General features: G+C 61.8%; 21 protein-coding genes and 1 pseudogene. 11 read left to right on the forward strand and 11 right to left on the reverse strand.

What is annotated here, in order from left to right:
* Window positions 1-13: 13 nt before the first annotated feature.
* The 3 genes from AC07OF_RS01185 to AC07OF_RS01195 all read left to right on the forward strand — a co-directional run bounded on the left by AC07OF_RS01185 (window position 14) and on the right by AC07OF_RS01195 (window position 3,963).
* Window positions 14-1,507 carry an aldehyde dehydrogenase gene (locus AC07OF_RS01185; RefSeq protein ID WP_157190534.1) on the forward strand — a complete coding sequence of 498 codons (1,494 nt, stop codon included), beginning with the start codon at window positions 14-16 and terminating at the stop codon, window positions 1,505-1,507.
* 14 nt (window positions 1,508-1,521) lie between these two features.
* Entirely contained in the window at window positions 1,522-2,301 is a 780-nt protein-coding gene (locus tag AC07OF_RS01190; protein WP_038615913.1) for a gamma-glutamyl-gamma-aminobutyrate hydrolase family protein, read from the forward strand.
* Between the two features lie 111 nt (window positions 2,302-2,412).
* A complete protein-coding gene (locus AC07OF_RS01195; protein ID WP_157190533.1) occupies window positions 2,413-3,963 on the forward strand; it encodes an APC family permease in 1,551 nt (516 codons plus the stop codon).
* A gap of 21 nt (window positions 3,964-3,984) precedes the next feature.
* On the opposite strand, the gene gmk is transcribed toward AC07OF_RS01195, so the two are convergent.
* Window positions 3,985-4,605 carry a guanylate kinase gene (gene gmk, locus AC07OF_RS01200; RefSeq protein WP_157190532.1) on the reverse strand — a complete coding sequence of 207 codons (621 nt, stop codon included), beginning with the start codon at window positions 4,603-4,605 and terminating at the stop codon, window positions 3,985-3,987.
* Between the two features lie 13 nt (window positions 4,606-4,618).
* Entirely contained in the window at window positions 4,619-5,482 is an 864-nt protein-coding gene (locus AC07OF_RS01205) for a YicC/YloC family endoribonuclease (RefSeq protein ID WP_157190531.1), read from the reverse strand.
* A gap of 241 nt (window positions 5,483-5,723) precedes the next feature.
* Between AC07OF_RS01205 and rph the strand changes: the two genes are divergently transcribed.
* Complete coding sequence (gene rph, locus AC07OF_RS01210; RefSeq protein ID WP_045186166.1) at window positions 5,724-6,446, forward strand: ribonuclease PH; 723 nt, start codon at window positions 5,724-5,726, stop codon at window positions 6,444-6,446.
* Window positions 6,447-6,470: 24 nt separating this feature from the next.
* Window positions 6,471-6,839, forward strand: coding sequence for a DUF4870 domain-containing protein (locus AC07OF_RS01215; RefSeq protein ID WP_107024511.1), 369 nt, complete (start codon window positions 6,471-6,473; stop codon window positions 6,837-6,839).
* A 63-nt stretch (window positions 6,840-6,902) separates the two neighbouring features.
* On the opposite strand, the gene crc is transcribed toward AC07OF_RS01215, so the two are convergent.
* Complete coding sequence (crc, locus tag AC07OF_RS01220; protein WP_028942456.1) at window positions 6,903-7,682, reverse strand: catabolite repression control protein Crc; 780 nt, start codon at window positions 7,680-7,682, stop codon at window positions 6,903-6,905.
* An 80-nt stretch (window positions 7,683-7,762) separates the two neighbouring features.
* On the opposite strand from crc, the gene pyrE reads away from it, so the two are divergent.
* A complete protein-coding gene (gene pyrE / locus AC07OF_RS01225; protein ID WP_010225878.1) occupies window positions 7,763-8,404 on the forward strand; it encodes an orotate phosphoribosyltransferase in 642 nt (213 codons plus the stop codon).
* 161 nt (window positions 8,405-8,565) lie between these two features.
* Here pyrE and argB read toward each other — a convergent pair whose 3' ends face one another.
* The 4 genes and pseudogenes from argB to coaBC form a co-directional block, all read right to left on the reverse strand.
* Entirely contained in the window at window positions 8,566-9,471 is a 906-nt protein-coding gene (argB, locus tag AC07OF_RS01230; protein WP_157190530.1) for an acetylglutamate kinase, read from the reverse strand.
* A 29-nt stretch (window positions 9,472-9,500) separates the two neighbouring features.
* Window positions 9,501-10,877: pseudogene (locus AC07OF_RS01235) on the reverse strand (phosphomannomutase/phosphoglucomutase); the annotation flags it as partial.
* Window positions 10,878-11,013: 136 nt separating this feature from the next.
* Window positions 11,014-11,469 carry a dUTP diphosphatase gene (gene dut, locus AC07OF_RS01240; protein WP_157190528.1) on the reverse strand — a complete coding sequence of 152 codons (456 nt, stop codon included), beginning with the start codon at window positions 11,467-11,469 and terminating at the stop codon, window positions 11,014-11,016.
* A 6-nt stretch (window positions 11,470-11,475) separates the two neighbouring features.
* Entirely contained in the window at window positions 11,476-12,684 is a 1,209-nt protein-coding gene (gene coaBC / locus AC07OF_RS01245; protein ID WP_157190527.1) for a bifunctional phosphopantothenoylcysteine decarboxylase/phosphopantothenate--cysteine ligase CoaBC, read from the reverse strand.
* A gap of 133 nt (window positions 12,685-12,817) precedes the next feature.
* Between coaBC and radC the strand changes: the two genes are divergently transcribed.
* Window positions 12,818-13,504, forward strand: coding sequence for a RadC family protein (gene radC / locus AC07OF_RS01250; protein ID WP_157190526.1), 687 nt, complete (start codon window positions 12,818-12,820; stop codon window positions 13,502-13,504).
* Here the strand turns inward: radC and AC07OF_RS01255 are convergent.
* Window positions 13,488-15,077: an ABC transporter substrate-binding protein gene (locus AC07OF_RS01255; protein ID WP_495072496.1), complete on the reverse strand. Its 1,590-nt coding sequence runs from the start codon at window positions 15,075-15,077 to the stop codon at window positions 13,488-13,490. The two genes, radC and AC07OF_RS01255, sit on opposite strands and share 17 nt — an antisense overlap.
* A gap of 362 nt (window positions 15,078-15,439) precedes the next feature.
* Here AC07OF_RS01255 and rpmB point away from each other — a divergent pair, with 362 nt between their 5' ends.
* Both rpmB and rpmG read left to right on the forward strand, forming a co-directional pair.
* On the forward strand, window positions 15,440-15,676 hold the full coding sequence (gene rpmB / locus AC07OF_RS01260) for a 50S ribosomal protein L28 (protein ID WP_010225868.1): 237 nt from the start codon (window positions 15,440-15,442) through the stop codon (window positions 15,674-15,676).
* 11 nt (window positions 15,677-15,687) lie between these two features.
* Window positions 15,688-15,843: a 50S ribosomal protein L33 gene (rpmG, locus tag AC07OF_RS01265; RefSeq protein ID WP_010225867.1), complete on the forward strand. Its 156-nt coding sequence runs from the start codon at window positions 15,688-15,690 to the stop codon at window positions 15,841-15,843.
* Window positions 15,844-16,079: 236 nt separating this feature from the next.
* Here the strand turns inward: rpmG and AC07OF_RS01270 are convergent, their stop codons facing one another.
* On the reverse strand, window positions 16,080-16,439 hold the full coding sequence (locus tag AC07OF_RS01270) for a cupin domain-containing protein (protein WP_038615887.1): 360 nt from the start codon (window positions 16,437-16,439) through the stop codon (window positions 16,080-16,082).
* Between the two features lie 197 nt (window positions 16,440-16,636).
* Between AC07OF_RS01270 and AC07OF_RS01275 the strand changes: the two genes are divergently transcribed.
* Both AC07OF_RS01275 and AC07OF_RS01280 read left to right on the forward strand, forming a co-directional pair.
* Window positions 16,637-18,130 (forward strand): aldehyde dehydrogenase, encoded by a 1,494-nt coding sequence (locus AC07OF_RS01275; RefSeq protein WP_495072497.1) that lies wholly within the window; start codon window positions 16,637-16,639, stop codon window positions 18,128-18,130.
* A 94-nt stretch (window positions 18,131-18,224) separates the two neighbouring features.
* Window positions 18,225-19,364: an MFS transporter gene (locus tag AC07OF_RS01280; protein WP_157190523.1), complete on the forward strand. Its 1,140-nt coding sequence runs from the start codon at window positions 18,225-18,227 to the stop codon at window positions 19,362-19,364.
* Here the strand turns inward: AC07OF_RS01280 and AC07OF_RS01285 are convergent.
* The gene (locus tag AC07OF_RS01285) at window positions 19,361-20,878 is read right to left on the reverse strand and encodes a phospholipase D family protein (protein WP_495072558.1); all 1,518 of its coding nucleotides are present in this window, start codon (window positions 20,876-20,878) and stop codon (window positions 19,361-19,363) included. The genes AC07OF_RS01280 and AC07OF_RS01285 overlap by 4 nt on opposite strands.
* Before the next feature lie 98 nt (window positions 20,879-20,976).
* Window positions 20,977-22,407 (reverse strand): aminotransferase-like domain-containing protein, encoded by a 1,431-nt coding sequence (locus AC07OF_RS01290; protein WP_157190522.1) that lies wholly within the window; start codon window positions 22,405-22,407, stop codon window positions 20,977-20,979.
* Between the last annotated feature and the right edge of the window lie 55 nt (window positions 22,408-22,462).

The following is a 22,462-nucleotide window of genomic DNA, read 5'->3' on the forward strand; positions in this document are numbered from 1 at the left end:
GGAGAAAACAACAATGACAATTGCACCACGTGAACACTGGGAACAGCTGTTCCAGACCCTGAAGATCGAAGGCCGTGCCTTTGTCGACGGGCAGTACTGCGCCAGTGTTGCTGGTGACATTTTCGATTGTTCCAGCCCGGTCGATGGCCGCCAGCTGGCGCAGGTTGCCAGCTGCGACAGTGCCGACGCCGAGCGCGCCGTGGCCGCCGCCCGCCGCAGCTTTGACAGTGGCGTCTGGGCACAGCAGGCGCCGGCACAGCGCAAACGGGTACTGATTGCCTTCGCCGATCTGCTGCTGGCCAACGCCGAGGAACTGGCGCTGCTGGAAACCCTGGACATGGGCAAGCCGATTGCCGATTCCCTGAGCATCGATATTCCGGCTGCGGCCAATGCCATTCGCTGGCATGCCGAAGCCATCGACAAGATTTATGACGAAGTTGCTGCAACCGCGTCCGACCAGCTGGGTCTGGTCACCCGCGAGCCGGTCGGCGTGGTTGCGGCCATTGTTCCGTGGAACTTTCCACTGATGATGGCCTGTTGGAAGCTCGGCCCGGCCCTGGCCACCGGTAACTCGGTGATCCTCAAGCCGTCCGAAAAATCACCGCTGACGGCGATCCGTATCGCCCAGTTGGCACTCGACGCCGGTATTCCGGCCGGTGTACTGAACGTGCTGCCTGGCTACGGTCACACCGTCGGCAAGGCCCTGGCCCTGCACATGGATGTCGACACCCTGGTGTTCACCGGCTCCACGCGCATTGCCAAGCAGCTGATGGTCTATGCCGGTGAGTCGAACATGAAGCGGGTCTGGCTGGAAGCCGGTGGCAAGAGCCCGAACATCGTCTTTGCCGACGCCCCTGACCTGCAGGCGGCTGCCGATGCAGCTGCAGCGGCCATTGCCTTCAACCAGGGCGAGGTGTGCATTGCCGGTTCGCGCCTGCTGGTCGAGCGCAGCATCAAGGAGCGTTTCCTGCCGATGGTGGTCGAGGCGCTCAAGGCCTGGAAGCCGGGGCACGCGCTGGACCCGGAAACTCGCGTCGGCGCGCTGGTGGACAGCACCCAGCTGGATACCGTGCTCGGCTACATCGAAGCCGGCAAGGCTGACGGCGCCACATTGCTGACGGGCGGCGAGCGCGTGCTGGAAGACACCTGTGGCGTGTACCTGCAGCCGGCGATCTTCGATGGCGTGACCAACGCCATGCGCATCGCCCGCGAGGAAATCTTCGGGCCGGTGCTGTCAGTGATCACCTTCGACAGCGCCGAAGAGGCCGTTGCTATCGCCAACGACTCACCGTTCGGTCTGGCCGCGGCGGTCTGGACCAACGACATTTCCCGCGCCCACAAGACGGCCCGTGCCCTGCGCGCAGGCAGCGTCTGGGTCAACCAGTACGACGGCGGCGACATGACCGCGCCGTTTGGCGGCTTCAAGCAGTCGGGTAACGGCCGCGACAAGTCGCTGCACGCTTTTGACAAATACACCGAACTCAAGGCGACCTGGATCAAGCTGTAAGGGAGGGTGAACCCATGCAAACTACCAATGACCTGCCGCCTTTGATTGGCATTTCCGCCTGTCGTCAGCAGTTGGGCAATAATTCGTCGCACACCGTTGGCGACAAGTATGTCGAAGCGGCAGGTTTCGCCGGGATCCCGCTGATCCTGCCGGCGCGTGCCGAGCCGGTTGACCCGCAGCGCGTGCTAGAGCGCCTCGATGGCATTCTTTTTACCGGTTCGCCTTCAAATGTCGAGCCGCATCATTACAATGGCGCCCCCAGCGTGGAAGGTACGAAGCACGATGTGTTTCGTGACCGGCTGACCCTGCCGTTACTGCAGGCCGCCATTGCCACCGGTGTGCCGGTGTTCTGCATCTGCCGTGGATTCCAGGAATTGAACGTTGCCTTGGGCGGCACCCTGCACCAGCGGGTGCAGGAGCTGCCAGGTTTCCTCGATCACCGCGAGCCGCAGGATGCGCCGCTGGAAGAGCAATACAGCCCACGTCATAGCGTTACCGTACAGCCCGGCGGGCTGTTCGAACGGCTGGGGCTGGAACAGAGCTTCATGGTCAATTCGCTTCACAGCCAAGGCATCGATCGCCTGGCTGACAGCCTGCGGGCCGAGGCCCTGGCGCCGGACGGATTGATCGAAGCAGTGTCCATGGAGGACGCCCCGGGCTTTGTGGTCGGTGTGCAATGGCACCCGGAGTACCGCTTGGCCGAAAACCCGGTTTCGTTGCGTCTGTTCCAGGCGTTTCGTGAGGCATGCCTGGCCCGTGCAAGGGGCGAGCGTCACCGGGAGAAGACCCTATGAGGTCATCCGGATAATCCGGAATTCACGCAACAGCAACAGGTTTCATTGAGTGCAAGCGGACGCGCTGCGGGGCGTCCTGAAAAACAATAGTAAAAGCGGCGGCAACTACTCATGAGCGAATACGAAGCAGGCCTGTCCCCGGGTATGGGACAGGCTCGCACCCAGGAAAAAGGTGCATCGAAAGCATCCAAAGGGCTGGCCTCAGGCCGGCTTGGACTGCTGGCGAGCATTGTCCTGGGTATCTCCACCATTGCACCGGTCTACACCCTCACTGGCGCCCTCGGCCCAACCGTGCGTGAAGTCGGTGCTCACCTGCCGGCGGTGTTCATCGTCGGTTTCCTGCCAATGCTGCTGGTAGCGCTGGGTTACCGTGAGCTGAACTCGGCCGAGCCTGACAGCGGTACGTCCTTTACCTGGTCGGCGCGGGCGTTCGGCCCGATGATCGGCTGGATCGGCGGTTGGGGGTTGGTTACGGCCACCACCATTGTGCTGTCCAACCTTGCGGGGGTGGCGGTCGACTTCTTCTATCTGTTCCTCGGGCAGATAACCGGCAACCACGAGGTGGCGGCGCTGGCCGATAACCTGTTGATCAACGTCGTCACCTGTTGCGTGTTCATCGCCATGGCGGTGTGGATCTGCTGCCGCGGGATTACCACCACCATGACCGTGCAGTACGGCCTGGTGGCACTGCAGCTGGTGGTGCTGATCGGTTTTGCCATGGCCGCGTTTGGCGAGTCGTCGGCGATGCCGCCTCTGGAGTTTGATTTCGACTGGTTCAACCCCTTTGGCGTCGAGTCGTTCTCGGCGTTTACGGCCGGCCTGTCGCTGTCGATCTTCATCTTCTGGGGCTGGGATGTCTGCCTGAGCATCAGCGAAGAGTCGGTGGGCAGCGGTGACACCCCTGGCCGTGCGGCGACCCTGACGGTCCTGCTGATTCTGGGGCTGTACCTGGTAACCGCAATCGCCACGCTGCAGTTTGCCGGTATCAGTGATGTTGGTCTGGGCCTGAACAACCCGCGCATCCAGGAAAACGTCTTCGCCCACCTGGCAGGCCCGGTCATGGGGCCGCTGGCTATCCTGATGTCGATCGCGGTGCTGGCCAGTACGGCAGCGTCGCTGCAGTCGACCTTCGTTTCGCCTGCGCGGACCTTGTTGGCCATGGGTTACTACGGTGCGGTGCCGGAGCGCTTCGCCAACATCTGCCCGCGCTCGAAAACCCCGCGTTACGCGACGATCTGTGCCGGTGTGGCGGCAGGTGTGTTCTACGTCACCATGCGCACCCTGAGCGAGAACGTACTGGCCGACACCATCACCGCCCTGGGCATGATGATCTGCTTCTACTACTCGCTGACCGCCTTTGCCTGTGTCTGGTACTTCCGCCACAGCCTGTTCGACAGCGTGCGCCACTTCCTGATGCGTGGCCTGTGCCCGCTGCTCGGTGGCGGCATTCTCTCGGTGATCTTCCTGCAGACAGCCTACGACAGCGCTTCCCCGTCGTTTGGCAGCGGTTCGCATGTAGGTGGCTTGGGCTTGGTGTTCGTGATCGCAATGATCATCACACTGCTGGGGCTGGGGCTGATGATGCTGTCACGCCTGCGGGCGCCGGCGTTCTTCCTGGGCATGACCCTGCAACGTCACGCCACTGTCTCCAGCCGCCGCTAAGCGGCTGGAGTGACCGGTTGCTCAGGCAAGCAATTGCTTGAGCAGCTGGCCATGCCGCTGCTGCTGGTTAGCCTGCAGCAAGCGGTTGGCGCGGAACACCGCCTTGAGGTCTTCCAGCGCAGTGGCGAAGTCATCGTTGATGATGACGAAGTCATACTCGTCGTAGTGACTCATCTCGCTGACCGCTTCACGCATACGTCCTTCGATGATCTCATCGCTGTCCTGGCCACGGTTGGTCAGGCGCTGGCGCAGGGCTTCCTGGGTCGGCGGCAGGATGAAGATCGAACGCGCCTCAGGCATCAGCTTGCGCACCTGCTGGGCACCTTGCCAGTCGATTTCCAGGATCAGGTCGTGGCCCTGGTCGAGGGTCTGCTGCAGCGCGCTGCGCGACGTCCCGTAGAAGTTACCGAACACTTCGGCCTGTTCGAGGAAGTCGCCTTGCTCGATCATCAGCTTGAATTCGGCGTGCTCGACGAAGTGGTAGTTCACGCCGTGCACTTCGCCCGGGCGCATGGCCCGGGTGGTGTGCGAGACCGACACCTGGATGCTGTTGTCGGCGTCAATCAGGGCCTTGACCAGGCTGGTCTTGCCGGCGCCGGACGGGGCGGAAACGATATAAAGGGTGCCGCTGCTGTGATTCATGGTCGGGGTGGCCTTACTCAATGTTCTGTACTTGTTCACGCATTTGCTCGATCAGGACCTTGAGGTTGACCGCGGACTGGGTGCTGCGTGGGTCGAAGGCTTTGGAGCCCAGGGTGTTGGCTTCGCGATTGAGCTCCTGCATCAGGAAGTCCAGGCGCCGGCCAGCGGCGCCGCCGGATTTGAGCACCCGGCGTACTTCGTTGATGTGGGTGCTCAGGCGGTCGAGCTCTTCAGCGACGTCGCTCTTCTGCGCCAGCAGGACCATTTCCTGTTCCAGGCGCTGCGGGTCGAGTTCGGCCTGCATGTCGGTGAAACGGTCGAGAATCTTCTGCCGCTGGGCTGCCAGCATCTGCGGCACCAGGGCGCGCAGGGTGGTGACTTCGCTGGCCATACCGTCGAGGCGCTCGTTGATCAGGCGGGCCAGTTCGGTGCCCTCGCGGTTGCGGCCGTTCTTGAGCTCTTTGAGGGCTTCTTCGAACAACTCCATCGCTTCGTTGTTCAGCGCCTGTGGATCGCTGGCATCAGCGACCAGCACGCCGGGCCAGGCCAGCACCTCCAGCGGGTTCAGCGGTGCCGGCTGCTTGATCAGGCTGGCCACGGTCTCGGCGGCGGCGACCAGTTGCGCAGCGCGCTCGCGGTCGACCTGCAAGGGCTTGCCGGCGTTCTCTTCGTTGAAGCGCAAGGTGCATTCGACCTTGCCCCGCGACAGCCCCTGGCGCAGCGCTTCACGCACTGCACCTTCGAGGTCGCGCAGCGCTTCGGGCAAACGCAGGTGCGGCTCCAGGTAACGATGGTTGACCGAGCGTAGTTCCCAGATCAGGGTGCCCTGGCTACCGGCGCGCTCGACACGAGCAAAAGCGGTCATGCTGTGCACCATGGGAAGTACCTCGCAAAAAAGGGTCAAGGAAAAGCCAACCGGCTGCAAAGGCGCAGGATTGTAGCGCAGTGCGGCGCTGGCTCCCAATGCACTGATGTTACAAACAGTCAGGCAACTCCCGGAAAAAACCGACCAACGCCTCTGGGCCCACTGTTTTCGGGGCTGCGACAATAGACGTGTCCTCCGGGCCCGGTGCGCTCTATAATGCTGGGCAGATTCAAACCCAGTACAGGTATCCCAAATGAAACGTCCAAGTGGTCGCGCTGCCGATCAGCTCCGCTCGATCCGCATCACCCGCAACTACACCAAACACGCCGAGGGATCAGTACTGGTCGAGTTCGGTGACACCAAAGTCGTCTGTACCGTCAGCGTCGAGAACGGTGTGCCGCGCTTCCTTAAAGGTCAGGGCCAAGGCTGGCTGACCGCCGAGTACGGCATGCTGCCGCGCTCCACCGGCGAGCGTAACCAGCGTGAAGCCGCCCGCGGCAAGCAGGGTGGCCGTACCCTCGAAATCCAGCGCCTGATCGGCCGTTCGCTGCGCGCCGCGCTGGACATGAGCAAGCTCGGCGACATCACCCTGTACGTCGACTGCGACGTGATCCAGGCTGATGGCGGCACCCGCACTGCCTCAATCACCGGTGCCATGGTTGCCCTGGTCGATGCCCTGCGCGTGGTCAAGAAGCGTGGCGGCCTGAAAGGCGGCGACCCGCTCAAGCACATGATCGCTGCCGTTTCGGTTGGCATGTACCAGGGCGAAGCAGTGCTCGACCTGGACTACCTGGAAGACTCGGCTGCCGAGACTGACCTGAACGTGGTCATGACCAGCCAGGGTGGCTTCATCGAAGTCCAGGGCACTGCCGAAGGCGCGCCGTTCCAGCCGGAAGAGCTCAACGCCATGCTGGCGCTGGCGCAAAAAGGCATGGTCGATCTGTTCGAACTGCAGCAAGCTTCGCTGGCTGACTGATTTCGACACGGCAAGGAGCAGAACATGACCGAGCAACCGTTACAGTTGCCCACCCCCAATGCCGAGATTCGACAGTGGGCGATGTTCTGTCACCTGGCCGCCCTGCTGGGGCTGGTGGTGCCGTTTGGCAACTTGCTGGGTCCGCTGGTGATGTGGATCTGGAAGAAGGATCTGGACCCGTTCATCGATGCCCAGGGTAAGGAAGCGCTGAATTTTCAGCTCACCGTGTTCCTGGCCTCGATCATCTGCTTTGCGCTGATGTTCGTGCTGGTGGGAATCGTGTTGTTCGGCATGTTGATGGTTGCCGTGCTGGTTCTCACGATCGTTGCCGGGGTCAAGGCCAATGATGGTCAGCCCTATCGTTACCCGATGACCTGGCGGCCGATCAAATAATGATCAGCTAGCAGCAGGCACAAAAAAACCGACGTGATGTCGGTTTTTTTGTGCCTGAACGAATCAGATCGTCAGCGTCCAGTCGTAGTCCACGATCAGTGGCGCGTGCTGGGAGAAGCGCGGTTGACGCGGCAAGCGTGCGCTTCGTACGAAGCGGCGCAGGCCTGGAGTCAGCAACTGGTAGTCGAAACGCCAGCCCAGGTTGAGCATCTCGGCCTGTTCGTTGTCTGGCCACCAGCTGTACTGGTCGCCTTCACGGCTGACTTCGCGCAGGGCGTCGACATAACCCATGTCACCGACGACGGTGTCCATCCAGGCCCGCTCCGGCGCCAGGAAGCCCGGCGACTGCTGGCCATCGCGCCAGTTCTTGACGTCGAGCTTCTGCTGCGCCACGTACAACGAGCCGCAATAGATGTACTCGCGACGTTTGCGTCGCTGCTTGTCCAGGTACTTGGCGAAGTCGTCCATCAACTTGAACTTCTGGTTCAAGTCTTCGTCGCCGTTCATTCCCGAAGGCAGCAGCAGCGTTGCGATGCTTACCTTGTCGAAATCGGCCTGCAGGTAACGTCCGTAGCGGTCGGCTGTCTCGAAGCCCAGGCCGCTGATGACTGCCTTGGGCTGCAACCGCGAATAAAGCGCCACGCCGCCTTGGGCGGGAACTTCTGCGTCGCAGGCATAAAGGAAGTAGCCATCAAGCTGGAAAGCTGGGTCGTCGAGTTCAAAGGCCGAGGCGCGGGTATCCTGAAGGCAGATGACGTCAGCATTCTGGGCTTGTAGCCAGCTGAGCAAACCACGCTCAACGGCAGCCTGAATGCCATTAACGTTCACACTGATGATCCGCATAAATGGCCCCAAAAATCTCGTGCGTGTATGATACCCGAGCTGTACTCATTTAGCTAAATCCGTGGTATCCGGGACTCTTCATGCAGCCGTATCAGCGCGACTTCATTCGTTTTGCCATCGACCGCGGGGTTCTGCGCTTCGGTGAATTCACCCTCAAGTCCGGGCGCACCAGCCCGTATTTCTTCAATGCCGGCCTGTTCAACAGTGGTTCGGCCCTGGCTCAGCTCGGGCGTTTCTATGCAGCGGCGATCGTCGACAGCAAGATTCCGTTCGATGTGCTGTTCGGCCCGGCCTACAAGGGTATCCCCCTGGCGGCAGCCACTGCCGTGGCGCTGGCCGAGCATCATGACCTCGACCTGCCCTGGTGCTTCAACCGTAAAGAAGCCAAGGCTCACGGCGAAGGTGGCAGCCTGGTTGGCGCACCGCTGACCGGCGACGTGCTGATCATCGACGATGTGATCACCGCTGGCACCGCGATCCGCGAAGTCATGCAGATCATCCAGGGCCAGCAGGCCAAGGCTGCTGGCGTGCTGATCGCGTTGAACCGCCAGGAACGCGGTAACGGCGAGCTGTCGGCGATCCAGGAAGTGGAGCGCGACTTCGGTATTCCGGTGGTCAGCATCGTTTCGCTGACCCAGGTGCTGGAGTTCCTCGCCGACGACCCGGCGCTCAAGCAGCATCTGCCGGCCGTCGAGGCGTACCGAGCCCAGTACGGGATCTGAGGCAAATAAAAAGGCGACCCTGGGGTCGCCTTTTTATTGAGTCTTGGGGCTGCTTTGCCGCCCATCGCCGGCAATGCCGGCTCCCACAGGAGTTGCTGTACACCGCTTCATTGTGGGAGCTGGCGTTGCCAGCGATGGAAGGCAAAGCCTTCCCAAAAGCCTTATCGCGGCTTGCTATTGGTGATCAGGGTACCCACACCACTGTCGGTAAAGATCTCCAGCAGCACCGCATTCGGCACCCGGCCGTCGATGATGTGCGAGCTGTTGACGCCGCCTTGCACTGCTTCCAGGGCGCAGCGGATCTTCGGCAGCATGCCGCCGTAGATGGTGCCGTCAGCGATCAGCTCGTTGACCTGCTCGGTGGTCAGGCCGGTGAGCACGGTGCCTTGCTTGTCCATCAGGCCGGCGATGTTGGTCAGCAGCATCAGCTTCTCGGCCTTCAGTGCTTCGGCCACCTTGCCCGCTACCAGGTCGGCGTTGATGTTGTACGACTCACCGTTGGCACCGACGCCGATCGGCGCGATGACCGGGATGAAGTCACCTTTGACCAGCATGTTCAGCAGGTCGGTGTTGACGCTGGTGACTTCGCCGACATGACCGATATCGATGATTTCCGGGGTGGTCATCTCTGGCGTCTGACGGGTAACGGTCAGTTTTTTCGCACGGATCAGCTGAGCGTCTTTGCCGGTCAGGCCAATGGCGCTGCCGCCATGGCTGTTGATCAGGTTGACGATGTCCTTGTTCACCTGGCCGCCGAGGACCATCTCGACCACGTCCATGGTCTGTGCGTCGGTGACGCGCATACCATCGATGAAGTGGCTTTCGATCGACAGGCGCTTGAGCAGATCACCGATCTGCGGGCCGCCGCCATGCACGACCACCGGGTTGATGCCGACCGCTTTCATCAGCACCACATCGCGGGCAAAACCGGTTTTGAGCTCTTCGCTCTCCATCGCGTTGCCGCCGTATTTGATCACCAGGGTCTTGCCGACAAAACGGCGGATGTAAGGCAGCGCTTCGGACAAAACCTGGGCGACATGGGTGGCGGCATCGCGATCGAGGGTCATGCAGGGCTCCAGTTGGAACAGATAGTCAGTCAGAACTTGGGTTGCAGATCAGGAGCAACGCGCTTCAACTGGGCGCGGAAGACTTCCTGGATACGCTGCAGTTCGGCGTCATTGTCGGCCTCGAAGCGCAGTACCAGCACCGGTGTGGTGTTGGAGGCGCGAACCAGACCCCAGCCGTGGGGATAGTCGACCCGCACACCGTCAATGGTGGTCAGGTTGGCGTCTTGGCCCCAGTCGGCTTCGCGTTGCAGTGCATCAATGATGCTGAATTTACCCTCGTCGGTCACATCAATATTGATTTCCGGGGTGGAAATATCATTCGGGAACGCGGCGAACAGTTGTTCAGCATCGGTTTTGGCCTTGCTGAGGATCTCCAGCAGGCGCGCGGCACTGTAGATGCCGTCGTCGAAACCGTACCAGCGTTCCTTGATGAAAATGTGTCCGCTCATCTCGCCGGCCAGCAAAGCGCCGGTTTGCTTCATCTTCTTCTTGATCAACGAATGGCCGGTCTTCCACATTAGAGCGCGACCACCGTATTGCTCGATCAGTGGAGTCAGGCGGCGGGTGCATTTGACGTCGAAGATGATCTCGGCGCCCGGGTTGCGCTCAAGCACGTCCTGGGCAAACAGCATCAGCAGGCGATCGGGGTAGACGATGTTGCCGGTGTTGGTCACCACGCCGACACGGTCGCCATCGCCATCGAAGGCCAGGCCGAGGTCGGCACCGGTCTCCTTGACCTTGGCAATCAGGTCGACCAGGTTCTCGGGTTTGCCCGGATCCGGGTGATGGTTAGGGAAGTTGCCGTCGACTTCGCAGAACAACGGGATCATTTCGCAGCCCAGGGCTTCGATCAGTTGCGGGGCAATCACGCCGGCCGCACCGTTGCCGCAATCGACGACGACTTTGAGTTTTTTCGCCAGCTTGATGTCGCCAGTGATCTGCTGGAAATAGCGATCAAGGATTTCGACTTTCTCGACGCTGCCTTCGCCGCGGCTCAGGTCGTTGGTTTTCAGGCGGGTCAACAGGGCCTGGATCTGTTCGTTGGCCAGAGTGTCGCCGGCAATGACGATCTTGAAACCGTTGTAGTTCGGCGGGTTGTGGCTGCCGGTAAGCATCACACCGGACTTGCCGGCCAGGACGTTGGCGGCATAGTACAGGGCGGGGGTCGGCACCAGGCCGACATCGCTGACTTTGCAGCCGGCTTCGACCAGGCCTTTGATCAATTGCTCGACCAGCATCGGGCCGGACAGGCGGCCGTCACGGCCGACCGAGATGTTCGGTTCGCCCTGGGCCAGGGTTTGTGCACCGATGGCGCGGCCGATCCAGTAGGCGGTTTCGGCAGTCAGGGTGTCACCGACCACGCCACGGATGTCGTAGGCGCGGAAGATGCTTTCCGGGAGTGCGGGTACCAGGTGTGCCATGTCGTTCATCTCTGGGGAGCTCCAATATCGAGGGCGTGCAGGGCAGGCTCAAACTGAACGCTTTGACGGTCATTTCGCCAGAGAGTTCGCCGTCCTTGGCGCGCAGTGGGCAGCGAGTGGATCAGTTGCTGCCGGAATGGCCAAAGCCGCCAGCGCCACGCTGGCTTTCGTCGAAGGCTTCGACGATGTCGAAATGAGCCTGCACCACAGGTACCAGGACCAGTTGTGCAATGCGCTCGCCGATGGTGATGGTGAACGCGGTCTGGCCGCGGTTCCAGCAGGAAACCATCAGCTCGCCCTGGTAGTCGGAGTCGATCAGGCCGACCAGGTTACCCAGCACGATGCCGTGCTTGTGGCCCAGGCCCGAGCGCGGCAGGATCAGCGCGGCCAGGCCCGGGTCGCCGATGTACACCGACAGACCGGTAGGGATCAGTACAGTCTGACCCGGCTCCAGCACGGTGTCTTCTTTGAGCATGGCGCGCAGGTCGAGACCGGCGGAGCCTGGAGTAGCGTACTGCGGCAGCGGGAATTCGCTGCCGATGCGTGGATCGAGAATCTTGGCTTGTAGAGCGTGCATGCAGAGTTAAACCTGGTTGAGACGTTCGGCGATGAAAGCAACCAGCTGGCGGGCGATCTTGCCTTTGCTGGTCTGTGCGAAGAGTGTTTCGTGAAGCTGGCGATCGATCACGCTGCAGGCGTTTTCCTCGCTGTTGAAGCCGATGCTGGGGTTGGCCACATCGTTGGCGACAATCAGGTCGAGGTTCTTGTCCTTGAGTTTGCGCGCAGCGTAGTCGAGCAGGTGTTCGGTCTCGGCGGCGAAGCCGACGCTGAACGGGCGATCGGGGCGGGTGGCGATGCTGGCGAGAATGTCCGGGTTGCGGACCATTTGCAGCAGCAGGCCGTCACCTGTCGTAGGGTCTTTCTTGAGTTTCTGTGGTGCAACCACCTCTGGGCGGTAGTCTGCAACCGCGGCCGAGGCAATGAAAATGTCGCAAGGCATCGCTGCTTCGCAGGCTGCGAGCATGTCGCGGGCGCTGACCACGTCGATACGGTTGACCCGGTCGGGTGTTGGCAGGTGCACCGGGCCACTGATCAGGGTCACCTTGGCACCGGCTTCCACCGCCGCTTCGGCCAGGGCAAAGCCCATTTTCCCGGAGCTGTGGTTGGTGATGTAGCGCACCGGGTCGATGTTTTCCTGGGTCGGTCCAGCAGTGATCACGATGTGTTTGCCGGTCAGCGATTCGCGCTTGAAGCTTTCGGCGGCGCACCAGGCCAGGTCGGTGGCCTCGAGCATGCGGCCGAGGCCAACATCGCCACAGGCCTGACTGCCGGAGGCCGGGCCGAACACCTTGATGTCGCGGCTCTGCAGCAGTTCGAGGTTGGCCTGGGTGGCCGGATCGCGCCACATGGCCTGGTTCATCGCCGGCGCGACGGCCACGGTGGCGTCGGTGGCCAGCACCAGGGTGGTCAGCAGGTCGTCGGCGACGCCCTGGGCCATACGCGCCAGCAGGTCGGCGGTGGCCGGGGCAATCAGTACCAGATCGGCCCACTTGGCCAGTTCGATATGGCCCATCGCCGCTTCGGCAGCAGGGTCCAATAGATCCATGTGCACCGGGTGACCGGACAGTGCTTGCAGGGTGAGCGGGGTGATGAACTCCGCGCCGCCGCGGGTCATGACGACACGCACCTGCGCACCGTGTTCCAGGAGTCGGCGGACCAGTTCGGCACTCTTGTAGGCGGCGATGCCGCCGCCGACGCCGAGAACGATGCGCTTACGATACAGCCGCTGCATAGGCTTGCCTTTTGCTCGATGATTACACGCGGCGACGACGCCTCCCCAGGCCGAATCGTCGCGTAAAAAAGAGCGGGTAATGTAGCACAGGGCTGAAACACAGGAGCAGTAACCGATGGACAGGGAGGTGAGGATGAGTATCAGGGACTGGCCTGTGGCGGAGCGGCCGCGGGAAAAGTTGCTGGAGCGCGGAGCGAGCAGTCTGTCGGATGCTGAGCTGCTAGCGGTTTTTTTACGCACCGGTGTAGCGGGCATGAGCGCCGTCGACCTGGCCCGGCATTTGTTGAAGCAATTTGGCGGTTTGCGCCATCTGCTTGAGGCAGACCAGGCCACGTTTCAGCGCGAAGTCGGGTTGGGACCGGCGAAATACACCCAGTTGCAGGCCGTGATGGAAATCGGTCGTCGGCACCTGGAACAAACCATAGTCCGCGACTCGGCGCTGCAAAGCCCAGGCGCGGTACGTCGCTATCTGAAAGCCAAGCTGCGTCACGAACGGAGCGAAGTATTCGGATGCCTGTTTCTCGATACCAAGCACCGTCCTCTAGGTTTTGAAGTGCTGTTTCGCGGCTCGATCGACAGCGCCAGCGTCTATCCCCGAGAAGTCATCAAGCGCGCCCTGGCAAACAATGCGGCGGCATTGATTCTTTGCCATAACCATCCATCAGGCGTGAGTGAGCCCAGTCATGCTGACCTGGTGCTGACCCGCCGTCTGAAGACTGCGTTGGAGCTCGTTGATGTCAGGGTGCTCGACCACCTCATCGTCGGCGATGGCGAGCCCCTGTCGATGGTCGAGCATGGCTGGTTCAGCGCGTCGAGCTGACCTTGGCGAAGTCCTGGCGACCGAACGGGCTGACTTGATAGCCCTCAACGTTCTGACGGACCAACGCTGCAGCCGTAGGATGCGCCAGCGGCAGCCACAGCGCCTGCTGCTGGATCTGCGTCTGGGCCTGCTGGTACAGACGGCTACGCACGCTCTGGTCGGTGGTGGTCTTGCCGGCGCTGATCAACTGGTCAAGGCGCTGGTCGCAATAGCGGGCAAAGTTGGTCCCGGACTTCACCGCCGCGCAGGCGAACTGCGGGCTGAGGAAGTTATCCGGGTCGCCGTTGTCACCGGCCCAGCCCATGAACAGCAGGTCATGCTCGCCAGCCTTGGCGCGGCGGATCAGCTCACCCCATTCGATCACGCGGATCTCGGCCTTGATGCCGATCTTGGCCAGGTCTGCCTGGAGCAACTGCGCGCCGAGGCTCGGATTGGGGTTGAGCAGGCTGCCTTGCGGACGGGTCCAGATGGTGGTGTTGAAGCCGTCTTTAAGGCCGGCCTTGCCCAGTAGCGCGCGGGCTTTGTCCAGGTCGGTGGGGTAGCCCGGCAGGTCCTTGGCATAACTCCAGGTATTGGGCGGGTAGGGGCCATTGGCGGCGACTGCAGTGTCTTCGAACACCGCTTTGAGGTAGCTGGCCTTGTCGAACGCCAGGTTAATGGCTTGGCGCACCTCGGGCTTGTCCAGCGGTGCATGCTGGCTATTGATAGCGACGAAAGCCGTCATGAAGGCTTCGGTCTTTTCTGCCTTCAGTGCCGGATCTTCGCTGGCGGCGGCGATATCCAGCGGCTTGGGCGACAAGGCGATCTGGCACTCGTTGCGCTTGAGCTTCTGCAGGCGCACGTTGGCGTCCGGGGTAATGGCGAAGATCAGCGGATCGACTGCGGGCTTGCCGGCAAAGTAGTCCGGGTTGGCCCGGTAGCGGATCACCGCGTCCTTCTGGAAGCGGTTGAACACGAACGGGCCGGTGCCGATCGGTTGGCTGTTGAGCTTTTCCGGCGTACCGGCCTTGAGCAGCTGATCGGCATATTCGGCGGAATAGATCGAGGCGAAGCCCATGCTCAGGGTGGCCAGGAAGGTCGCATCCGCGTGATCAAGGGTGAAGCGCACGGTCAGCGGGTCGACAGCGTCGATCTGCTTGATCAGGCTCGGTAGCTGCAGCGATTGGGCGTGCGGGTAGCCGCTCTGAGCAATCTTGTGCCAGGAGTGCGCGGGGTAGAGCATGCGCTGGAAGCTGAACAGGACGTCGTCGGCGTCCAGGGTGCGGCTGGGCTTGAAGTAGCCGGTGCTGTGGAGCTTCACCTCGGGGCGCAGCTTGAACTCGTAGATCAGGCCATCGGGCGAAACCGTCCAGCTTTCGGCCAGGCTTGGCACCACCTGGCCTTTGGCGGCATCGAACTCGACCAGGCGGTTCATCAAAACGTCAGCCGAGGCGTTGGTGGTGGTCAACGAGTTGTACTGAACCACATCGAAGCCTTCGGGACTGGCTTCGGTACACACACTCAACGCGGCCGCCTGGGCGAGTGCCGGGCCGAGCAGGGTGGCGAACAACAGGGGTAGAGCGGCAGCACGCATGAGGAATCCTTGGCTGATCGATGGCCCATCTGCCAGTGCAGTCTGGAAAAGTCTTACCCTAGTGTGCCAAGCCAGAAATGACCATAGCCTTTTTTGCCAATCGTGCGACGAGTGGTCGACACCTTGCCGGGCCAGTCGTTATGCTGCTCCGGCGTGTCGCCCAGCAAGGTAAAACACATCTTCTGTTGTTGTGCTTTGGTCTTTCTGGTATAAAGCAGCGCTCTTTTCTAGGGGCTCGGCTTGTCGCATCTGTTGATTGAGTCGATAAGACCCTGAAGAAACACGGCGCCTGGCGCCAAAGACTGAGAGATTAAGCGGCCAACCCATGCCGGGTTGGGCATGTGGTTTTAGAGGGCTGAGGCATGTCGAGAGTCTGTCAAGTTACCGGTAAGGGTCCGGTAACCGGGAATAACATTTCCCACGCAAACAACAAAACCCGTCGTCGTTTCCTGCCGAACCTGCAGCATCATCGCTTCTGGGTCGAGTCCGAGAAGCGTTTCGTGCGTCTGCGCGTATCTGCCAAAGGCATGCGCATCATCGACAAGCGCGGCATCGATGCCGTTCTGGTCGACATTCGCCGTAACGGCGCTAAGGTCTAAGGGAGAGAATCATGCGTGAATTGATCCGTCTGGTGTCGACCGCTAATACCGGCCACTTCTACACCACCGACAAGAACAAGCGCACCACTCCGGACAAAATCGAAATCAAAAAATTCGATCCGGTTGTTCGCAAGCACGTGATCTACAAGGAAGCCAAGATCAAGTAATTGATCCGGCTGACGAAAAAAGGGCCCGTATCTCACGATACGGGCCCTTTTTTATGGGCTGTGGGGCATACCACTGTGGGAGCGGGCCTTGCCCCGCGATCTGCCGCAAAGCGGCAGCAAAACCGGTGAATGCGGTGTATCAGCAGCATTGTGGTCTCGAGTTTTACGACCGCTTCGCGGTCGATCGCAGGCTATCGCCAGCTCCCACAGTGGTTTCCCACACGCCTGCGATGCCGTTATTTCTGCTCGAACATCACATAGATCTTACGGCACGGCTCCAGCACTTCCCAGGTGCCCTTGAAGCCTGCCGGGATCACAAAGCGATCACCGGCGCGCAAGGTTTTCGCGCCGCCATCTGCATCGCGCAGCACCGAAACGCCCTGAACGATCTCGCAGTACTCGTGTTCAGTGTAATTGACGGTCCATTGACCTACGGCGCCTTCCCAGACCCCGGCTGCAAACTGGCCGCAGGGGCTGGAGTAGTGGTTGTAGACCGCTTGCTCAGGATCGCCCTTGAGGATTTTTTCGGCTGCCGGGCGATAACGTTCGGCCTCGGTGAGGACCTGGGCGAAGTCGATGATCTGGTCTATGCGCATGGCTATGTCTCTTGTTTGTTTAATAAAATGAACATCAGTAGGCGTTTGGTGCGATTATGTCAAATATATTGATAATTGGGTCGCCAGTGGTTTAGGGTGGCAGGTGCCTGTGCGCGTAGCTCGCCCAAGCCAGAATTTTTGACAGTGCCGGTGATCCCTCGTGCGGCACTGCACCTTAACAAGAGGAGGAGTTTCGTATGACCACCCTGACTCGTGCGGATTGGGAACAGCGTGCCCAACAACTGAAAATCGAAGGCCGCGCTTTCATCAACGGTGAATACACCGCCGCCGTTTCCGGCGCGACGTTCGAATGCCTCAGCCCGGTCGACGGCCGCCTGCTGGCGCAGGTCGCCAGCTGTGATGAAGCCGATGCCCAGCGTGCCGTAGAAAACGCCCGCGCTACTTTCGCGTCCGGCGTCTGGTCGCGTCTGGCCCCGGCCAAGCGCAAAGCCACCATGATCCGTTTCGCTGCCCTGCTCAACGCGAACGTCGAAGAGCTGGCGCTGCTGGAAACCCTGGACATGGGTAAGCCGATCAACGATTCGCTGACCATCGACGTGCCAGGCGCTGCCCAGGCCCTGAGCTGGAACGGTGAAGCGATCGACAAGATCTACGACGAAGTCGCGGCTACCCCGCACGATCAGCTGGGTCTGGTGACCCGCGAGCCTGTGGGTGTGGTTGCCGCCATCGTGCCGTGGAACTTCCCGCTGCTGATGGCCTGCTGGAAACTCGGCCCGGCCCTGGCCACCGGTAACTCGGTAGTGCTCAAACCTTCGGAAAAATCGCCGCTGACCGCCATTCGTATCGCCCAGCTGGCAATCGAAGCCGGTATTCCGGCTGGCGTGCTCAACGTGCTGCCAGGCTACGGCCACACCGTTGGCAAGGCCCTGGCCCTGCACATGGACGTCGACACCCTGGTGTTCACCGGTTCGACCAAGATCGCCAAGCAATTGATGATCTACGCCGGTGAGTCGAACATGAAGCGCGTCTGGCTGGAAGCCGGTGGCAAGAGCCCGAACATCGTCTTCGCCGACGCCCCGGACCTCAACGCCGCTGCCGAAGCTGCCGCCAGCGCCATCGCCTTCAACCAGGGCGAAGTCTGCACTGCAGGTTCGCGCCTGCTGGTCGAGCGTTCGATCAAAAACAAGTTCCTGCCGCTGGTACTCGAGGCCCTCAAGGCCTGGAAACCGGGCAACCCGCTGGACCCGGCCACCACCGTCGGCGCGCTGGTCGATAGCCAGCAGATGAACACCGTGCTGTCCTACATCGAAGCCGGTCACAGTGACGGCGCCAAGTTGCTGGTCGGTGGTAAGCGTATCCTCGAAGAAACCGGTGGCACCTACGTCGAGCCGACCATTTTCGACGGCGTCAGCAACGCCATGCGCATTGCCAAGGAAGAAATCTTCGGCCCAGTACTGTCGGTCATTACCTTCGACAGCGTTGAAGAAGCTATCAACATCGCCAACGACACCCCGTACGGCCTGGCTGCCGGTGTGTGGACTGCCGATATCTCCAAGGCTCACCTGACCGCCAAGGCACTGCGTGCAGGTAGCGTTTGGGTCAACCAGTACGACGGCGGCGACATGACCGCACCGTTCGGTGGCTTCAAGCAGTCGGGCAACGGCCGTGACAAGTCCTTGCACGCACTGGACAAGTACACCGAGCTGAAGGCGACCTGGATCAAGCTGTAACCGCAACCGCGCGATCCCGTTCACAGCCGGACCTTGCTCCAAGCAGGTCCGGCTGTGTTGTTTCTGCAGAACCACGACAGCCTGGGAGGCTGCAATGCGTTGGGGAACCTATTTCGCCGTGCTGACGGCGGTGCTCAGTGTCGGCCTGGCGCTGGGCGTGAGCATGCCGCTGGTGTCTTTGCGTCTGGAAAGCTGGGGCTACGGCAGCTTTGCCATTGGCGTGATGGCGGCGATGCCGGCGATCGGCGTATTGCTCGGTGCCAGCCTGTCCAGCCGGCTCGCTGCCCGCTTTGGCACGCCCGGGTTGATGCGTCTGTGCCTGTGGGCCGGGGCATTGTCCATCGGCCTGCTGGCGCTGTTGCCCAGCTACCCGTTGTGGCTGGTGCTGCGCCTGCTGATCGGCATGATCCTGACCATCGTGTTCATCCTCGGCGAAAGCTGGATCAACCAGTTGGTGGTCGAGCAGTGGCGTGGGCGCTTGGTGGCCTTGTACGGCAGTAGTTATGCCCTGAGCCAGCTGGCCGGGCCGTTGCTGCTGGGGGTAATGGGTTCGGAGGATGACCTGGGTTTCTGGATCGGTGCCGGCTTGCTGCTGTTGGCACCGCTGGTGCTGTTGGGACGTGACGGTGCGCCGAGCGCAGAAGCGTGCAGTGTGACCTTGCTGGACCTGGTCGGTTTCTGCCGGCGTTTGCCGGTCATTGCCTGGGCAATTGCCCTGTTCGCTGCGTTCGAGGCGATGATCCTGACCCTGTTGCCGGTGTATTGCCTGCAGCAAGGCTTCAGCACCGAGATCGCCCTGTTCATGGTCAGCACGGTGGTGGTCGGTGATGCGCTGCTGCAGCTGCCGATTGGCGCGCTGGCCGACCGTATGTCGCGGCGCACGCTGTTCAGCGGTTGCGCGCTGGCACTGCTGTTGTCGAGCCTGGCGATTCCGCTGATGTTGCAAACCTGGGCGATCTGGCCGCTATGGGTGTTGTTCGGCGCCAGTGCCGGTGGTTTGTTTACTTTGTCGTTGGTGTTGATTGGCGAGCGTTACCGCGATGATGCGCTGGTGCGCGCCAACGCCCATGTCGCGCAACTCTGGGGTATCGGTTGCCTGATCGGGCCGCTGGTTGCCGGTGCCGGCAGCCAGTGGGTCAGTGGGCATGCCTTGCCGCTGCTGATGGCTGCCGGTGCTGCCGGCCTGGTGCTGCTCGCGCGGCGCCCGAATGCCTTCGAGCCGGCGCCGGTCTAGAGCATCCGTTCCAGGCCCACGGCCTTGCTGATCCAGGCGTTGAAGCGGCGCCACAGGCCTCCGGGCTCGGTGGTCAGGGTGTGCAGGTGGTGATTGTCTTCGGTCACCCAGACCAGTTCGCCGTTGACCAGCTGCGGCTGGTAACTCAGCGCTGCGGCCATGCCCTGGACCGCCAGGTCGCGGGTGTACTCGGCGAGTTCGGGGCTGTCGACCAGCACGCCGACCTCAGTGTTCCACAGCACCGAGCGTGGGTCGAAGTTGAACGAGCCGATGAAGGTCTTGCGCCGGTCGAAAATGATCGCCTTGCTGTGCAGGCTTGAGTCGGAGCTGCCATAGATGTGCAGGGCGCGTTTGGAGCCGGGGTCGCCCGGTTGCCGACGCAGTTCATACAGGTGCACGCCATGTTCCAGCAGCGCCCGGCGGTAGGGCGCATAACCCCCATGTACCGCTGGCACATCAGTGGCCTCTAGGGAGTTGGTCAGCAGCTTGACCGAGACGCCGGCATCGGCGCGGCTGGTCAGGTACAGCAGGCCGGGCTCGCCAGGCACGAAGTAGGCCGAGATCAGGATCAGTTCGTGCTGGACGCCGTTCATGTCAGGTGCCAGCTGGTGGGTCATCAGTAGTTGCGGGTCCGGCTCATCGCGGGCCAGGACCTTGCTCGGTGCATCCCACAGCGCCTGGTTGTGGGCCCAGATCAATTCATTGCGCCAGACGCCCAGGCGCGGGTTGGTTTTGTACGACATCAGGCGGTCATACAGCGCTTTGCGCTCGACTTCGGCTTCGGCCAGTGACGCTTCCAGGCGCTGGCGGCTGGCACGCAGGTCATTGGCGTCAGGCTGGGTCATGAGGAAGTCGCCAATCGGTCGGCTCAGGGCACTGTTCCAGTACTGATCGAAGCTGTGCCCGAGTTGTTCGGCAACCGGCCCCACACCTAACAGGTCGATATCGGTGAAATTCAGGTTGGGCTCGGCGTCGAAGTACTCATCGCCAATGTTTCGGCCGCCGACGATGGCCATGCTGTTGTCCACCAGCCACAGCTTGTTGTGCATGCGCCGGTGTTGCAGGTTGAGATTGAACAGGCGGCCCACCGCCCGGGTCACGCCGGTGCTGCGCCCCAGGTGTAGCGGGTTGAAGACGCGGATGTGGATGTTCGGGTGCGCGGCGAGGGTGGCCATCTTGTCGTCGATGCCGTCGCTGGTGGTGTCATCGAGCAGGATGCGGACCCGCACACCGCGGTCGGCAGCCTGCAGCAGCTCGTGGACCAGGGCGCGGGTGCTGAGGCCGTCGTGGACAATGTAGTACTGCAGGTCGATGCTGGACTGGGCGTTGCGAATCAGCTCGGCCCGCGCGCGAAACGCTTCATTGCTGTTGGGCAGCAGACGAAATCCGGAACGCCCTTCATAGGCGGAGGCCTGACGCTGCACTGAGCGCCCGAAGGCCGAGTCACTGGCTGGCAGCGCCTGACTGACATCGCGGGGCTGGCTGACACTGGCGCATCCGCTCAGGCCGAGCATCAGCGACAGCAGCAAGGGCAGCGCACGCGGGCTTATCAAGGCAATGAATCCTTCACGACAGGGACTTATGGATATCGACCGCGAACGGCGGCGGAAAGTTACCCGTCGCTTGCGGCTTCGGCCAGTAGACGAATGGCGGTCTCGCCAACCTTGCGCACGGCCGCTTCGATTTCGGCGGTAGGGCGGGCGGCGAAATTCATTCGCAGGCAGTTACGGTACTTACCCGAGGCGGAAAAAATACTGCCCACGGCAATCTGTACGCCTTGCCCTAGTAAAGCCCGGTTCAGGCGCAGGGTGTCGAAACTTTCCGGCAATTCTATCCACAGCATGAAACCACCCTGCGGCCGGCTGGCACGGGTGCCGGGGGGAAAGTAGCGGGTGACCCAGTCGCTCATCTGGTCGCGGCTGCGCTGATACTGACTGCGCATGCGCCGCAGATGCGGCTGGTAGTGCCCGGCTTCGATGAAATCGGCGATGGCCAGTTGCGGTTGCGTCGCGGTGCAGCCGGTGCTGATGTACTTCATGTGCAGCACTCGCTCCAGATAGCGCCCGGGAGCAACCCAGCCGATGCGCAGGCCCGGTGCCAGGGTCTTGGAAAACGAACTGCAGAGTAGTACCCGGCCGTCTTCGTCGAACGATTTGATCGTGCGCGGGCGTGGGTAGGTGTAGGCCAGGTCGCCATACACGTCGTCTTCAAGGATTGCCACGTCAAAGCGCTGGGCGAGGGTCAGCAAGGCCTTCTTGCGTGCCTCGGGCATGATGTAGCCCAGCGGGTTGTTGCAGCTCGGGGTGATCTGGATGAGTTTGATCGGCCATTGCTCCAGGGCCAGCTCCAGGGCTTCGAGGCTGATGCCGGTGAGCGGGTCGGTGGGGATTTCCAGGGCTTTCATGCCCAGGCCCTTGAGGGTCTGCATGGCGCCGTGAAAGCTCGGTGAGTCCACCGCAACGATATCGCCGGGCTGGCACACCGCGCGGATACTGGTCGACAGCGCTTCGTGGCAACCGGTGGTGACCACCAGGTCGGCCGGGCCGAGGCTGCAGCCGGAGTCGAGCATCAGCCGGGCGATCTGTTCGCGCAGGGCCAGGGTGCCGGAAATGGTGTCGTAGTACAGGCCGGGCATGTCCTGGCGGCGGCTGAGCTGGGCCAGGCTGCGCAGCAGGGGCTTGAGCGTCGGGCTGTCGACGTCGGGCATGCCGCGGCCCAGTTGCACCACATCCTTGCTCGGTACGCTGCGGATCAGCTCGATGACCTGTTCCCACTGGGAGATTTCCACCGGCCGTTGCGCCGGCCGACTTACCGCTGGCAGGGCTGGCAGGCTACGGTCTGTGGGTACGAAGTAACCGGACTTGGGCCGTGGCGCGGCCAGGCCATTGTCTTCCAGCAGGCGATAGGCCTGCTGCACGGTACTCAGGCTGACGCCATGTTCCACGCTCAGGGCGCGTACCGACGGCAAGCGGTCGCCAGGGCGGTACAGGCCTTGTTCGATGCGGGCGCTGAGCAACTCGGCAAGGTTGACATAGAGGGTCACGGCATACTCCCGTAGAAGGCTTCAGCTAATCACCAATACAGATGGCAAAAAAATA

This window comes from Pseudomonas sp. GW821-FHT10B02 (assembly GCF_059415665.1).

Bases quoted from the DNA above. Each gene is read 5' to 3' on its own strand.
- AC07OF_RS01195 (WP_157190533.1), top strand. From the start codon at position 2,413: ATGAGCGAATACGAAGCAGGCCTGTCCCCGGGTATGGGACAGGCTCGC.
- dut (WP_157190528.1), bottom strand. From the start codon at position 11,469: ATGCACGCTCTACAAGCCAAGATTCTCGATCCACGCATCGGCAGCGAA.
- gmk (WP_157190532.1), bottom strand. From the start codon at position 4,605: ATGAATCACAGCAGCGGCACCCTTTATATCGTTTCCGCCCCGTCCGGC.
- coaBC (WP_157190527.1), bottom strand. From the start codon at position 12,684: ATGCAGCGGCTGTATCGTAAGCGCATCGTTCTCGGCGTCGGCGGCGGC.
- rpmB (WP_010225868.1), top strand. From the start codon at position 15,440: ATGTCGAGAGTCTGTCAAGTTACCGGTAAGGGTCCGGTAACCGGGAAT.
- AC07OF_RS01280 (WP_157190523.1), top strand. From the start codon at position 18,225: ATGCGTTGGGGAACCTATTTCGCCGTGCTGACGGCGGTGCTCAGTGTC.
- AC07OF_RS01185 (WP_157190534.1), top strand. From the start codon at position 14: ATGACAATTGCACCACGTGAACACTGGGAACAGCTGTTCCAGACCCTG.
- crc (WP_028942456.1), bottom strand. From the start codon at position 7,682: ATGCGGATCATCAGTGTGAACGTTAATGGCATTCAGGCTGCCGTTGAG.
- AC07OF_RS01205 (WP_157190531.1), bottom strand. From the start codon at position 5,482: ATGGTGCACAGCATGACCGCTTTTGCTCGTGTCGAGCGCGCCGGTAGC.
- AC07OF_RS01275 (WP_495072497.1), top strand. From the start codon at position 16,637: ATGACCACCCTGACTCGTGCGGATTGGGAACAGCGTGCCCAACAACTG.
- AC07OF_RS01285 (WP_495072558.1), bottom strand. From the start codon at position 20,878: ATGCTCGGCCTGAGCGGATGCGCCAGTGTCAGCCAGCCCCGCGATGTC.
- AC07OF_RS01270 (WP_038615887.1), bottom strand. From the start codon at position 16,439: ATGCGCATAGACCAGATCATCGACTTCGCCCAGGTCCTCACCGAGGCC.
- pyrE (WP_010225878.1), top strand. From the start codon at position 7,763: ATGCAGCCGTATCAGCGCGACTTCATTCGTTTTGCCATCGACCGCGGG.
- radC (WP_157190526.1), top strand. From the start codon at position 12,818: ATGAGTATCAGGGACTGGCCTGTGGCGGAGCGGCCGCGGGAAAAGTTG.
- argB (WP_157190530.1), bottom strand. From the start codon at position 9,471: ATGACCCTCGATCGCGATGCCGCCACCCATGTCGCCCAGGTTTTGTCC.
- AC07OF_RS01255 (WP_495072496.1), bottom strand. From the start codon at position 15,077: ATGCGTGCTGCCGCTCTACCCCTGTTGTTCGCCACCCTGCTCGGCCCG.
- rph (WP_045186166.1), top strand. From the start codon at position 5,724: ATGAAACGTCCAAGTGGTCGCGCTGCCGATCAGCTCCGCTCGATCCGC.
- AC07OF_RS01190 (WP_038615913.1), top strand. From the start codon at position 1,522: ATGCAAACTACCAATGACCTGCCGCCTTTGATTGGCATTTCCGCCTGT.
- rpmG (WP_010225867.1), top strand. From the start codon at position 15,688: ATGCGTGAATTGATCCGTCTGGTGTCGACCGCTAATACCGGCCACTTC.
- AC07OF_RS01215 (WP_107024511.1), top strand. From the start codon at position 6,471: ATGACCGAGCAACCGTTACAGTTGCCCACCCCCAATGCCGAGATTCGA.